The organism is Aestuariirhabdus haliotis (assembly GCF_023509475.1).
In the GTDB taxonomy this organism is placed as follows: Bacteria; Pseudomonadota; Gammaproteobacteria; order Pseudomonadales; family Aestuariirhabdaceae; genus Aestuariirhabdus; species Aestuariirhabdus haliotis.
Map to the genome: position 1 here is coordinate 318,756 of NZ_JAKSDZ010000001.1, position 14,670 is coordinate 333,425.

The 14,670-nt window shown below is 49.4% G+C and carries 11 protein-coding genes; 8 read left to right on the plus strand and 3 right to left on the minus strand.

From position 1 onward, the window contains the following. Window positions 1-126: 126 nt before the first annotated feature. On the plus strand, window positions 127-978 hold the full coding sequence (hexR, locus tag MIB40_RS01585; protein ID WP_249690002.1) for a transcriptional regulator HexR: 852 nt from the start codon (window positions 127-129) through the stop codon (window positions 976-978). 246 nt (window positions 979-1,224) lie between these two features. After that, entirely contained in the window at window positions 1,225-1,389 is a 165-nt protein-coding gene (locus tag MIB40_RS19825) for a PA3496 family putative envelope integrity protein (protein WP_406566425.1), read from the plus strand. A 216-nt stretch (window positions 1,390-1,605) separates the two neighbouring features. On the opposite strand, the gene cls is transcribed toward MIB40_RS19825, so the two are convergent. Then, entirely contained in the window at window positions 1,606-3,069 is a 1,464-nt protein-coding gene (cls, locus tag MIB40_RS01590) for a cardiolipin synthase (protein ID WP_249690004.1), read from the minus strand. 179 nt (window positions 3,070-3,248) lie between these two features. Here cls and MIB40_RS01595 point away from each other — a divergent pair, with 179 nt between their 5' ends. Further along, window positions 3,249-4,361, plus strand: coding sequence for an efflux RND transporter periplasmic adaptor subunit (locus MIB40_RS01595; protein WP_249690006.1), 1,113 nt, complete (start codon window positions 3,249-3,251; stop codon window positions 4,359-4,361). Window positions 4,362-4,406: 45 nt separating this feature from the next. Continuing rightward, window positions 4,407-7,457 carry an efflux RND transporter permease subunit gene (locus tag MIB40_RS01600; RefSeq protein WP_249690008.1) on the plus strand — a complete coding sequence of 1,017 codons (3,051 nt, stop codon included), beginning with the start codon at window positions 4,407-4,409 and terminating at the stop codon, window positions 7,455-7,457. A gap of 48 nt (window positions 7,458-7,505) precedes the next feature. On the opposite strand, the gene MIB40_RS01605 is transcribed toward MIB40_RS01600, so the two are convergent. Continuing rightward, window positions 7,506-7,913 (minus strand): hypothetical protein, encoded by a 408-nt coding sequence (locus MIB40_RS01605; RefSeq protein WP_249690010.1) that lies wholly within the window; start codon window positions 7,911-7,913, stop codon window positions 7,506-7,508. 18 nt (window positions 7,914-7,931) lie between these two features. Then, on the minus strand, window positions 7,932-8,492 hold the full coding sequence (locus tag MIB40_RS01610) for a cupin domain-containing protein (protein ID WP_249690011.1): 561 nt from the start codon (window positions 8,490-8,492) through the stop codon (window positions 7,932-7,934). A 242-nt stretch (window positions 8,493-8,734) separates the two neighbouring features. Between MIB40_RS01610 and lrp the strand changes: the two genes are divergently transcribed. The 4 genes from lrp to MIB40_RS01630 all read left to right on the plus strand — a co-directional run bounded on the left by lrp (window position 8,735) and on the right by MIB40_RS01630 (window position 14,618). Further along, window positions 8,735-9,229: a leucine-responsive transcriptional regulator Lrp gene (gene lrp, locus MIB40_RS01615; RefSeq protein ID WP_249690013.1), complete on the plus strand. Its 495-nt coding sequence runs from the start codon at window positions 8,735-8,737 to the stop codon at window positions 9,227-9,229. A 653-nt stretch (window positions 9,230-9,882) separates the two neighbouring features. Beyond that, on the plus strand, window positions 9,883-11,805 hold the full coding sequence (locus MIB40_RS01620; protein WP_249690016.1) for a PrkA family serine protein kinase: 1,923 nt from the start codon (window positions 9,883-9,885) through the stop codon (window positions 11,803-11,805). 18 nt (window positions 11,806-11,823) lie between these two features. Further along, the gene (locus tag MIB40_RS01625; RefSeq protein ID WP_249690018.1) at window positions 11,824-13,101 is read left to right on the plus strand and encodes a YeaH/YhbH family protein; all 1,278 of its coding nucleotides are present in this window, start codon (window positions 11,824-11,826) and stop codon (window positions 13,099-13,101) included. Then, entirely contained in the window at window positions 13,098-14,618 is a 1,521-nt protein-coding gene (locus tag MIB40_RS01630) for a SpoVR family protein (protein WP_249690020.1), read from the plus strand. The genes MIB40_RS01625 and MIB40_RS01630 overlap by 4 nt, the downstream gene beginning before the upstream one ends. Window positions 14,619-14,670: the final 52 nt, after the last annotated feature.

Below are 14,670 nucleotides of genomic sequence, written 5' to 3' on the forward strand. Positions count from 1 at the left end.
AGTGCTCTCGATCTGAACGTTACTAAGCCGCAGTTTAGCCAATTTGTAGTTAGCAAACCTGACTTGTAGTATAACTACAAGTCTCGGCCGCCGGCCGAATTCACGGTGAAAGAAAGCGTTTGCAGTATGGCCACAAAATTGATTACCGACATTGAGTTACGCCTTGGCACGTTACGGAAATCCGAGGTCAAGGTAGCCGAGTATGTGTTGCAGCAGCCTGGAGCGATTATTCACCAGAGTATTGCCGAGCTGGCGGCGGCTTCGACGGTCAGCGAACCTACGGTACTGCGTTTCTGCCGTGCGGTTGGTTGTGATGGATTCCAGGATTTCAAACTTAAGCTGGCGCAAAGTCTGGCGACAAGCAGTGGCTTCGCTCAGGTCGATATCGATGAAGGTGACGATACCTCCGATTACAAGCGTAAAATCTTTGATACTACGATAGCTGCTCTGGCCCAGACTCGAGACCGGTTGGACCCGGTGGCTCTGGAGAATGCCATAGGGCCATTGTCAGAAGCGAAACGAATTGAGTTCTTTGGTTTTGGCGCTTCGGGTGCTGTTGCCTCGGATGCCCAGCATAAGTTTTTCCGTTTGCAGGTCGCCACGGCGGCTTATTCGGACCCTCATATGCAAGCCATGTCGGCAGCGACCATGGCGCCCGGTGATCTTGTCGTGGCGATTTCCCAAACGGGTCGAACCCGGGAGTTAATTCACAGTGTACGTCAGGTGCAGGAGCGTGGTGCCCAGGTGATAGGGATCTGCCCGGCCAATACTCCCCTGGCAGAATTGAGTGATTATCCGATTTTGATCGATGTTCTCGAAGACACCGAAGTCTATACACCCCTGACGTCCCGAATTGTCCATCTGGTGGTGATTGATATTCTGGCCATGGGACTGGCAGTGGCAAGAGGTCCAGAGCTGGAAGAGCAGCTCAAGACAGTAAAGCGCAATTTACGCAGCTTACGTTTGAATCAACGATAATGTAACTTTATGCGCTATTTTGGTGCATTGCCGGTTTTGGCAAATGTGTCGTAAGGAAACAGTTGTTACGATAGTTGTGGTTCAGATCACAGCTTTCTGCACCCTATGGTAGCACTGGACTTATGACCAATATTAATTTCATAAATAGCGAATATTTCCCTTGTGATTACGTCAATTTTTTTTTAGTTTACGTTTGTAGTCTGTACACATAACAACAAAAAAAAGACGTTAGAACAGGGTGTCACTATGCAGAACGGAAACATTAAGAAGAACAGTAAGCGGAACAACACCAGATCCCCAAAAGAGAAGAATGCGGCGCGTTCACTCTTTGTTCGCAGGGCCATTGAAGACCATTTTGAAAACAAACGCCTCGATACTATGATCGGAAACTCCTATTGGGGTGAGATGTAATTATTCGATGTGAGGGTGCCAGATCCTGGGGGTGATGGCACCGCGCTATGAGGGTGTTACTAGGTTTGCCCCCGAGGGCGATGTTGGGTTTCTGCGCTTTTTATCCAGTTTGATCACAATGTTATCCACAGCCTCGAAAGGCTGTCGGCCTTTGCTGTCCTGAACCTTTTCCTATTGAGCCAATAGTTGTGCACAAGCCTTGTCGTTCTACTGGAACTACAATAGCGGGCTCATCAACTGAAACAGATTTTCCGTGAGTCGGCGTGCCAGTGGGCGTTGATTCCAGACTTCTGGTACCAGTCGAGCACTTTTCTTCAGATAATTTTGCTGCAAGGCATCCAGGGCTTGGCCAAATTCACGGTCAAAGGCGATCAGGGATACCTCGAAGTTGAGCCAGACGCTGCGCATATCCAGATTAACCGTGCCAAAAATAGCAATCTGGCGATCAACCAGAACACTCTTGGTGTGCAATAGCCCGCCATCAAACTCCCAAATTTCGACACCCGCTCGCATCAGCTCAAAAAAGTAAGAACGACTCGCATGTTTCACCATGCGTGAATCGACCCGTCGAGGCAAAATCAACTGGACTTGCACGCCCCGATTGGCGGCTGATTTGAGTGCCGTAAGCAAGGCTTCATCAGGGATAAAATAGGGGGTAGTCAGCACCAGATGCTCTTGGGCACTGTAAAGTGCCGCGAGCAACAACTGGTGGATCAGGGCCCTGGTATCATCGGGGCCGGATGGTACTACCAGGATACCGCGACCGTCGCTATGGCTTTCCGGTAGTTGCAGGTGGCTGTATTCGCCGAACACGTCCACGGACTGACCCGTTTCCAGATACCAGTCCCATAGAAAAACGGAATTCAGAGCGTGTACAGCCGGCCCGTTCAGGCGTGCCATGGCATCAACCCATTGACCAACCCCTTCATCCTGCTTGAAGTAGCGCGGGTCAACCAGGTTCATGCTGCCGGTGTAACCAATGCGGTCATCAATCACCACGACTTTACGGTGGTTTCTCAGATCAATGCGTTCCAGAAAAAAACGCATGGCGCCGACCGGCAAGGTTGCCCGGACTTCGACACCATGGGTATTCAATCGTTTAGGCCAGATCCCCCTGAGAAATTTTGAGCTGCCTACCGAGTCCAACAAAATGCGGCATTCTACCCCTCGTTGGCGGGCGGCTATCAGCGCCTCGGCCACCCGATCAGCTTCGCCACCCTCGGACCAGATATAAAACTGCAAATGACAAAAATGCTGCGCGCTTTCAATATCGGCAATGATGGCTTGGAAAATATCCTGGGAGCTGTGAATTAACTCAACCTGGTTGTTGCACAGAGTGGGGATACGCAAAGAATGTTGGGCCAGCCGGTAAACGCTGCGATAGCAGGGATCGATATCGGGCAGTGGTTCGGGATGAGAGTCGCTCATCTGTTCCGCCCAGCGCAGGTATGCGGGTAATAGTTTGGCGCCGCGTACCAGACGCTTTTCACCCAGGCGGTGCTCCCCGATTAGCAGGTAAAGAACGATGCCGACGATGGGTAGCAGGAACAGCAATAATAACCAGGCCAGTGAGACACCGACCGGGCGTCGTCGTATCACGATGCGAACGGCCAGCGCCAAGGAAACCACCAGGTACAGCAGCGCCAGGGCTGATCCATAAAAGGTGAGTTCGTTATCCACAGTCAGTGTGATGCCCGGAAAGGAAAGGTGTCCCATTAAAACGGTGAATAGTGGAAGAATTCAAGTGTTTAAAGGGTCCGGCAGGGTGCGACAGGATAGAAGCTGTGCCACAATTGTCTACTGAAATCATACGCCGTTCGCACATCCGGATGGTTCCTAAGTATTGTATGGAGATCTTTATGCTCAAGTCTGCCAAAACCTGGGCGGTGGCGGTTTCGCTGCCGTTACTCTTAATCGGGTGTGGGAAAGAGGAGCAGGCGGCTGCGCCTGAGGTGATTCGACCGGTGAAAACAGTAGTGGTGACGTCACCTGAAACCGCTAATGTCAGGGTTTTTCCAGGGGTTATTGATGCGGCACAAAAGGTCGATTCGTCGTTTCGTATCTCCGGCAAACTACAAGAGCTGTTGGTTCGAGAGGGTGACCAGATTGAAAAAGGCCAGGTGATTGCCAAGCTGGATCCGACCGATTACCAGATCACTGAGCGTGATCGTCAGGCGCGTTATCAGGAAGCCAAGGCAAATTTTGAGCGGGCAGCTCAATTGTTGCCCCAAGGGCATATCTCCAAGGCCGATTACGATCGTCTTGATGCTACCTATAAAAGCGCCGATGCGGCCCTGGCTGAAGCCAGGCAGGATCTGGCCTATACCACCCTGCTAGCGCCTTTCTCGGGCCGTGTAGCACAAAGGCTGGTAGAGAACTTCCAGGAGATCCAGGCCAAGCAACCCATTATCGAGTTGCAGGACACCAGCTCGCTGGAGGTTAAGGTGGATATCCCTGAAGGGGACATCAAGCGCCTACGAGCCGATGGGGCAACTCCGACTCTGGAGGCGCGTTTTGGTCCGGCTGACGACCAGATATTCCCTCTGGAGATCAAAGAGTATTCGACCGTTGCTGACGCCAAAACCCAGACCTTTCGTGTGACTCTGGCGATGGAGACCCCAAGCAATTTTACGGTCTTACCGGGTATGACTACGTCGGTGTTGATGAATATGAATATAGCGACCGGAAAGGGACGTTTTGTGATACCGGTCTCCGCCGTTCGCGGGGACGTTTCATTGCAGCCCGAGGTGTGGATCGTACAGGGAGAGGAAGGTGACATGTCTGTTACCTCCAGAATGATCGAAGTGAGCACGATGAGTAGTATTGATATCGGGGTACTTAAGGGTTTAAACGAAGGAGATCGCATAGTAACCGCGGGTGTCGCTTTCTTGGTGGAAGGGCAAAAAGTCAGGCTACTGGAAGAGATCGAGCAGGCCGAGCCTGAACCAGAAGCCAAGATGTCTTTGAACTAAAAGCAATTTTCATGAAGTTGAACGGTTTCGCTTTGGAGGTAATTCATGGGTATTGCTGAGTATTCGATAAAGAACAAGGTTGTCAGTTGGCTGGTCGTGGTTATTTTGGTCGGTGGGGGATTGGGTGCCTACGAAGAGATGGGTAAGCTGGAAGACCCTGAGTTTACCATCAAGGAAGCAAAGGTATTTACCAGGTATCCCGGGGCGAACCCCCAGCAAGTGAACGATGAGGTCACCTACCATGTCGAGGATGCCGTGCAGGAGATGCTGCAACTTGATCGGATCAAGATGTCGATCTCCCGTGAAGGCTTTTCCGAGGTCAATATCGAGTTTCAGGACAAGTACCGTAAAGCCCAGTTTCCCCAAATCTACGACGAGCTTCGGCGCAAAATTGGCGATATGCAACACAAGTTGCCGCCGGGCGCTGAGTCGTCCATCGTGTACGATGAATTTGGCGACGTGTATGGCATCTTCTACGGGCTTACCGGCGACGGTTACAGCTATAGGGACCTGAAAGATTACGCCGACCTGCTTAAAAAAGAGTTGGTGCTGGTGCCTGGCGTGCGTAAGGTGATCATCGGTGGCTACGTCGATGAGGTGGTTTATATCGAACTGTCTCGCAACCGCATGTCCGAGCTTGGTATTGCGCCCGAATCCATTGTTAATGTGCTACAGAGCCAGAATGTGGTGGCTGATGCCGGCCGAATCCGGGTCGATAATGACTACATCCGGGTGGAACCAACGGGTGAATCGAAGTCTGTTAAGGATATTGGTGATATTCTGATCAGCAGTGATGAACGTCGATTGATTTACCTCAAAGACCTCGCGACGGTCCGACGTGGTTATCAGGAAGTGCCCAATAAACTTACCTATATCAATGGTGTGCCAGGATTAACCATCGGCATTTCGATGGTGTCGGGTGTCAATGTTGTGCAGGTCGGTCGGGATTTGGAGAAGCGCGCACTGGAATTGATAAATCTGGCCCCTGTCGGGATCGAGTATACGAAGATCTATAACCAGGCGCAGGAGGTCGAAAACTCGGTTAATGGCTTTATTATCAGCGTAGCCCAGGCGCTGGTGATCGTTATCGTGGTGCTGCTGTTCTTCATGGGCTTGAGAGTCGGTTTGATCATCGGCGCCGTATTGTTGATCACGGTTTGCGGCACGCTCTGGTTTATGGACATGAAAGCCATTGAGTTGCAGCGTATTTCTCTGGGGGCTCTGATCATTGCTCTGGGGATGCTGGTGGATAATGCCATTGTGGTTGCCGAAGGCATGCTGGTACGTATACGCGCCGGCATGGACCCGATCAAAGCGGGTAACGAAGTGGTTGGCCAGACCATCTGGCCGTTACTCGGTGGCACCGTGATTGGCATATTGGCTTTTTCGGCCATTGGGCTATCTCAGGATGCGACCGGTGAATTTATCAACTCGTTGTTCTGGGTAATATTAATCTCGCTGATGCTGAGCTGGTTTACGGCTATTACCACCACACCACTGTTGTGTGCCTGGTTGATCAAGCCAGACAAAAAGAACCAGGAAGGTGGCGAGGCTGCAGACGCCTACTCCGGAGTTGGTTTCAGGCTCTACCGGGGTTTTCTGGCCAAGGCGATTCGGGTTCGTTACCTGACGGTCGGTATTGTGGTGGCCTTTTTTGTATCCTCGATTCTTGGCTTTGGCTATGTTCGCCAGGCCTTTTTCCCCGATTCCAACACTCCGATCTTCTTTGTCGATCTGTGGGAAGTGGAGGGCACGGATATTCGCCATACGCGGGATGACCTGTTGAAAATTGATGAGTTTATCCGTAAGCAAGAGGGTGTCGTCAGTACATCGGCCTTCGTCGGTGGTGGGGCCGATCGGTTTACTTTGGTGTATACCCCGGAATCCCAGACCACAGCGTACGGCCAGATCATTGTCGAGATGGAAAACCGTCTACAGATTGCTGCGCTTAAGGTGAAGATAGAGGAGTACATGGCAAGAACCTTGCCCAACACTGAGCCTCTGGTTAAGAACCTGCGGATTGGCCCCGGACGGGATAATAAAATTGAAGCACGCTTCAGCGGGCCCGATCATGCCGTGCTGCGAGAGTTGTCCGAGAAAGCCCAGGCGATTTATCGCGCCGATCCGGAAGCCAAGGATATTCGTGATGACTGGCGACAGCCGGTAAAGCTGATCCGTCCGGTCTTCAACGAAAGTGTCGGACGCCAATTGGGCATCACGCGGCACGAACTGGCGCAATCGCTGCAACAGGGCTTCGAGGGTTCTCAGGTGGGTCTGTACCGGGATGGTATTCGACTGTTACCGATGATTCTCTGGCCTCCCGCTGCCGAGCGATCTGATGTTGCCAGTATTCAGGATATTCAGGTCTGGAGCCCGGTACTCAATACCTCGGTGCCTGTAGGTCAGGTAGTTTCAGAGTGGAAGACAGTATGGGAGAACGCGATCATTCGTAACCGTGATCGTCGTCCCACCATCATCGCTTCGAGCAACCCCAAAGGTGAGCTGGCAACGCCATTGTTCAATCGTGTGAAGCCGTTGATCGAGGCCATCGAATTGCCACCGGGTTATATTCTGGAGTGGGGTGGCGAATTTGAGGATACGCGAGACGCGCAGAATGCCCTCTTCGGTGCCTTGCCGGGTGGTTTCCTGATGATGATCCTGGTGACCATTCTGTTGTTCGGTAAACTAATCCAGCCGCTTATCATCTGGCTGACGGTACCCTTGGCCACCATTGGTATTACCGCAGGTTTGCTATTAACCAACGGCGCTTTTGATTTTATGGCCCTGCTGGGGGCCTTGAGTCTGGTAGGGCTCTTGATCAAGAACGCGATTGTCTTGATTGAGGAGATCGATCTGAAGATTGCCGAAGGCATGGATCCTATGGATGGCATTCTGGATGCTGCGGTTAGCAGAATGCGTCCAGTGATGATGGCGGCCAGTACGACCATACTGGGTATGATCCCGCTGATTCCCGATGTCTTCTTTATCAATATGGCGCTGACGATCATGTTTGGCCTGGGCTTTGCCACCGTCCTGACTCTGATCATCATCCCTGTGCTGTATGCGATCTTCTTCAGGGTGCCGAACCCTGAGTAATGCCGAAGGCATGGCAATGTAAAAAGGAGCCTTCGGGCTCCTTTTTTGTCAGGGGTGGTGCAATCGGCGGCGGTGCCAGGGGGAGTAGTAGCGGATATAACCCGGCGCGTGAGAGATCACCCCTGAGATCAGGATAATGATGACGAATAACGGAACAGACAGTGAGGGCCATAACAGAATTGACCACAGCAAGAGGAGCTTGATGACAACAGCTAGCCCCTTGAGTTGGAGCAGCCAGACACCATGGCTCCATATCTCGAGGGCGGCCATCAAAACGCCGGTAGAAAGCATCAGGTGCAAATAGAACGTTAATCCCTGGGCCGGTGTGGCACCGAGAAAGAGCGCACCGGCGCCGGCTACGCCTAACAAATGGAGAGTACGAAGGGAGATCATCAGCCAGCGTTTACCGACGAATCCACGGCTTTCGGCTGGAAATAACCAGGAGCGAAGATTCATACGGGCTGACCTATGGGCTTAGAAGTTGGCTGGAGTGGTACAACTGACCAATCGTAGTGTCTCATCAAAAGGGTTGCTGAAACGGTGGGGCTGGGTGCTATCGAAATAGTAGCTATCGCCCTCCTCCAGTATGGCAACCTCAGTGCCAACCTTGAGTTCTAGCTTACCTTCGATGACGACCCCGGCTTCCTGGCCTTCATGGATCAGCATGTCGGAACCCGTACTGGTACCAGGTGCCATGGTTTCGACCATAAAGGCCATGGCGCGATCATTTCGTGCCTTGCCAACCAGGTGCAGCTGGACATCATTCATGCCGACATTGAGCAATTCATCGGAGCGATAAACAAACTTCTGCTGTTGTTCCTCGCCGGCCTCCATCGAAAAGAACTCGACCAGCGACATTGGTATGCCACCCAACACTTTCTTGAGTGAGCTGATAGAAGGGCTGACACTATTCTTTTCGATCATCGAGATAGTGCTATTGGTCACTCCAACACGTTTGGCTAATTCCCGTTGGGATAAGCCGTGTTGTTTGCGTATCGCCTTCAGGCGTCCCCCTACATCCAAATCCCTTACCACCTGTATCGTCTTTATAGTCGTAATCAATTGATGATCACACGAGGGCCCATTATTTGCAATTCAAGGGGGCGTGGGCCAAATCCCTTGAAAAACAATGAATGCAAGCAGTTTAACGAGTGGGTCATCAAAAATAGTGAATAGTATTTTACTGTTTTAAGAAGAAAGTTGGGAGTAAAAAGTTGCTGTGAAGCTTTTCAGTAGGGATACTTGGTCTATATCTAATAAAAAGCCAGATAATCATCATGAGAAACAAAAAAGAAACGGTTCGAAAACTGGATCGAATTGATCGCAACATTTTGCGTGAATTGCAAGCAGATGGTCGAATCTCCTATGTCGATCTTGCAACCAAGGTAGGTTTAAGCACGACACCCTGTATGGAGCGGGTAAAGCGCCTGGAGCGAGCGGGGGTTATTGAAGGATACGCAGCTAAACTCAACCCACAGGTGTTGGAAGCCGGTTTGCTGGTGTTTGTTGAGATCAGTTTATATTCCAAGTCGGCTGATATATTTGAAGAGTTTCGAAGCGCCGTCATCGGTCTGCCCCAGGTCCTTGAATGTCATTTGGTATCCGGTGATTTTGACTATCTGGTGAAGGCCCGAATTTCAGAGATGGCCTCTTATCGAGAGTTGCTGGGAGACATCCTGTTAAAGCTGCCAGGTGTGCGTGAATCGAAAAGTTATATCGTGATGGAAGAGTTGAAAGAAACTCTGGCAATTCCTGTGCAGGAACCCGGCTAAAAGTGGGGGTGAATTGCTGAGTACGGATTGTTAGCCAGGGTTAAGCGACGCCAAACGAAAGACAGCACCCTGTTCCTGCCAAAACTCGAGAGGTGGCATCAGACACAAACGGCCCGGAATCTGATGTTTTCCTGTGTAACCGCATCGACCGAAAGAGGAAGATGAGGTAAAAAAGCGGATCAATATCGATAGTACGTTGGGTGAGCAATACAAAGCCCCCAATCCTGATAACAAGCACAGGGTCGACCCTTTTCCGGTGTTTCCATTGTCAATCCAGACTGTTGAATTTAGGCGCTTGATTGGCTGTTTTTGTGCTCATAATTCATTTGAAGCCGGACGAAAAATCTCGACTATAGACTTAGAACAAATTGAAAAGCCTTCTCCGATTGGGAAAATAATATAAGACTTAACGAGTAGGAACTGAGTGAGCTGCTACACTCAAAATTAGATGGCTATCCTGGATAGGCCAGAAACAAAAATAAAAACTATAAACCGGTGGGGATGCAACAAACTGCTATCACAGATGACTGCTAAATCCAGGACAAAGAGTTTTTACCCGTTCTTTGCATAACTAATGGGGAAAATGGCGGTCTAATCCTGTGAGTCTTCACCAACGCGTGATCAATTTTCAGAAATAGCAGCAGGTGGTCAGCATGGATATCTTTAACAGTTACAAGAACCGGTACGACTCCACGCAACATGAGGAGATGTCTTTGCAAGAGTATCTCCAGCTCTGCAAAGATGACAGCGCCGCTTACGCATCCGCTGCAGAACGAATGCTGATGGCGATCGGTGAGCCGGAATTGATTGACACCTCAAGAGATCCACGGCTGAGTCGAATCTTTTCTAATAAACTGATTAAACGATACGCCTCGTTTGAAGAGTTTTATGGCATGGAAGAAGCCATAGAGCAGATCGTTTCCTATTTTCGGCACGCTGCTCAAGGCCTGGAAGAAAAGAAACAGATACTGTATCTACTAGGTCCGGTGGGCGGCGGTAAGTCCTCACTGGCAGAACGTTTGAAATTCTTGATACAGAAAGTTCCATTTTATGCCATTAAAGGTTCTCCAGTGTACGAGTCTCCACTGGGCCTTTTCAATCCGGCTGAAGATGCCGCGATATTGCAGGAAGAATATGGTATTGCGCGTCGATATCTGAAAGGTGTGATGTCACCCTGGGCCGTCAAACGCCTGAAAGAATTCGGTGGGGATATCTCCCAGTTTAAAGTAGTAAAACTCTATCCTTCGATTCTGGATCTGGTTGCTGTAGCGAAAACAGAACCGGGCGACGAAAATAACCAGGATATTTCCGCGCTGGTGGGTAAGGTTGATATTCGTCAGCTGGAAGAGTTTTCGCAGGATGATCCGGATGCCTATAGTTTTTCCGGTGGTTTGTGTCGTGCCAATCAGGGGTTACTGGAATTTGTGGAGATGTTTAAAGCACCCATAAAAGTGCTGCATCCATTGCTGACCGCAACGCAAGAAGGTAATTACAATAGCACCGAAGGTATGGGCAGTATTCCCTTTGATGGTATCGTGCTGGCTCACTCCAATGAATCCGAGTGGCAAAGTTTTAAAAACAATAAAACCAATGAAGCCTTTATCGATCGGGTATATATCGTCAAGGTTCCCTATTGCACACGAGTGACCGAAGAAGTTCATATCTACGAAAAATTGTTACAAAACAGTTCCCTTAATCAGGCACCCTGTGCACCAGATACGCTAAGAATGCTGGCGCAGTTCACCAGCTTGTCCAGAATTAAAGAGCCAGAAAATTCCAACGTTTTTTCCAAGATGCGGGTATACGATGGCCAGAATCTGAAAGACACCGATCCCAATGCCAAGTCCTTGCAGGAATATAAAGACGCTGCCGGTGTTGATGAGGGAATGGAAGGGTTGTCGACTCGATTCGCATTCAAAATATTGTCCAAAGTGTTTAATTTCGATCCTTCAGAAATTGCGGCAAATCCGGTGCACTTGTTGTATGTGTTAGAGCAACAAATAGAGCAGCAGCAATACCCGCAAGAAGTGCATGATCGCTATCTGAGGTTTATCAAAGAATATCTGGCGCCCAAATATATTGACTTTCTGGGGAAAGAAATCCAAACGGCTTACCTCGAGTCCTATTCTGAATACGGACAGAATATTTTCGACCGTTACATTACCTATGCCGATTTCTGGATTCAGGATCAGGAGTATCGTGATCCCGAAACGGGCGATATTCTAAATCGTGCTGCTATTAATGACGAATTGGAGAAAATTGAAAAGCCGGCGAGTATTGCCAATCCAAAAGATTTTCGAAATGAAATTGTTAATTTTGTATTGCGTGCCAGAGCCAACAATAATGGGAAGAATCCCAGCTGGTTGAGTTATGAAAAAATGCGGACTGTGATCGAGAAGAAAATGTTTTCAAATACAGAGGATCTGCTCCCTGTTATCTCTTTCAATGCCAAAGCATCGGCCGATGATCAGAGTAAACATGCCGAGTTTGTTAATCGTATGACCGATCGCGGATACACCGAGAAACAGGTCCGGTTATTATCCGAGTGGTATATTCGTGTGAGGAAATCTCAATAACAAGTCGGGAGATAGCTAATGAGTCATATCATCGACCGGCGGTTGAATGCGAAAAACAAGAGTACGGTAAATCGTCAGCGGTTTCTTGAACGCTATAAAAAGCATATCAAGAAAGCTGTGGCAGGAGCGGTTAATCAGCGAAGTATTACGGATGTTGAGCACGGCAGCGATATCACAATTCCCAGGAAAGATATGTCAGAGCCGGTTTTTCATCATGGCTCTGGAGGTGATGTCACTACGGTTCACCCTGGCAATAAAGAGTTTGTGGCCGGTGATCATATTAAGCGCCCGCTTGGTGGGGGCGGCGGAAGCGGCGGTGGGTCAGGTGACGCCAGTAATGAAGGTGAAGGCCTGGACGATTTTACCTTTCATATCAGCCAGGAAGAGTTTCTTGAGTTTATGTTTGAAGATCTTGAGCTGCCATTTCTGGTTAAGAAACAGCTTAAAGACGCCCTGACTTTTGACCTTCATCAGGCGGGGTTTTCCAATAAGGGCACGCCGGAAAAATTAAACATTGTTCGTTCGTTGCGTAGTGCTCATGCTAGAAGAATTGCTTTATCCGGAAAGGAACGTCGAGAAATACGGGCCTTGAAACGCGAATTGCGCCAGTTAGAGCTGGCGGGTGAGGAAGATAATAGTCCGCAAGTCTTGTCACTAAAGGAACAGATAAAAGTTCTTAATGAGCGCTTGAAACGCCTACCCTTTATCGATGAGTTTGATCTGAAATTTAATAATTATGTCCGAGTGCCAAGACCCAGTACCAAAGCCGTCATGCTCTGCCTTATGGATGTATCGGGATCTATGACTCAGGAAATAAAAGATATGGCCAAGCGTTTTTTTTTGCTGCTGTATCTTTTTCTTCAGCGGAATTACAAGCAGATAGAAGTGGTATTTATTCGGCATCATACATCGGCAAAGGAAGTGGATGAAGAGGATTTTTTTTATTCCAGGGAAACCGGTGGCACCATAGTCTCCAGTGCCCTGGAGTTAGGGTATAAGGTGATCCAGCAACGTTATCCCAGCGCCGATTGGAATGTGTATGTTGCCCAGGCTTCCGATGGCGATAACTGGGAAGGGGATTCGTCTGTTTGCACCAAGATCCTTACCGAACACCTTTTGCCTCTGGTGCAATATTTTGCCTATGTGGAAATTACCGATCGCCACCATCAGAATCTATGGCGGGAGTACGAAGATATACAGGAGGAGAATAGTGACAGCTTTGCTATGCAGCAGATAAAAACGGCAGCGGATATCTACCCTGTATTTCGCAAGTTGTTTGAGAGGAAGCCGGCATGACAAAGCGTAAGCCAATTTCTGATGGCTCGGAATGGACCTTCGATTTAATCGAACGATACGATAGTGAAATTGCGCAAGTTGCTGAGCACTATCGCCTGGATACTTACCCGAATCAGATAGAGGTGATCAGCTCGGAGCAGATGATGGATGCCTATTCCTCCACCGGTATGCCGTTAATGTACAACCACTGGTCATTTGGAAAACAGTTTCTGAGTACGCAGCAGCATTACCAGCGCGGCCAAATGGGTTTGGCCTATGAAATCGTTATAAATTCCAGCCCCTGCATTGCCTATTTAATGGAAGAAAACACCATGCCGATGCAGGCTCTTGTGATTGCCCATGCCTGCTACGGTCACAACTCGTTTTTTAAGGGTAACTATCTTTTTAAAACCTGGACCGACGCCGAGTCCATTGTTGATTATCTGTTGTTCGCAAAGAATTATATTACCCACTGTGAAGAACGCCATGGTGTCGATGCTGTTGAAAGTATTCTGGACTCCTGCCATGCCCTGATGAATTTTGGTGTGAATCGATATACGCGCCCGGCGCCTATTTCGGCGGAGGAGGAAAAGGCACGGCAAGCCGAGCGAGAAGAGTATCGACAACGGCAACTGAATGACCTTTGGAATACCATTCCAAAAGCCGAGGATCCTGCGGAAGCTAGCGACAAGTTACAGCGCTTTCCGGCAGAACCCGAAGAAAATATTCTGTATTTTATCGAGAAAAACGCCCCGCTACTGGAAACCTGGCAGCGCGAATTGGTGCGTATCGTTCGCAAAATTGCTCAGTATTATTACCCCCAGCGTCAGACTCAGGTTATGAATGAGGGTTGGGCAACATTCTGGCATTACACCCTCTTGCATCACCTTCACGGGGAAGGGTTGGTTACGGATGGGTTTATCATTGAGTTTTTGCATTCGCATTCGAATGTGATATATCAGCCGGGCTTTGATGATCCTCGCTATAGCGGTATTAATCCTTACACCCTGGGTTTTAGCATGATGACGGACATACGCCGGGTCTGTGAAAATCCCACGGAAGAGGATCGTCTCTGGTTTCCAGATATTGCCGGGAGTGACTGGCTGACGACCCTGCATTTCGCGATGGAAAACTTCAAGGACGAAAGTTTTATTCTGCAGTTTCTGTCGCCGAAAGTTATGCGGGATATGAAGCTATTTTCGATTCGTGATGATGAATCGAAACCAACCCTGTTGGTGCCCGACATCCACGATGAAATGGGTTATCGGGGGGTACGGGAAGCCTTGGCGGCGCAATATAATCTGGGTAATCGAGAGCCCAATATCCAGGTCTATAACGTTAATATCAAAGGTGATCGTTCCCTGACCCTACGTCACTCCCAGCATCAGGGGCGACCGCTTGGCAATACGACCCAGGAAATGTTACGGCATCTGCACAACCTGTGGGGCTTTGATATTCACCTGGAATCGGTCAGTGATGATGTTATTAAGACGACCTACCATTGCCCCGAACTCAAGAAGCCGGGAGTGGCGGCCTGAGAGCATTAAATGCAAAGTGGGTTGTTGCTGGGATTGAGGCGCTCTGTTGTCT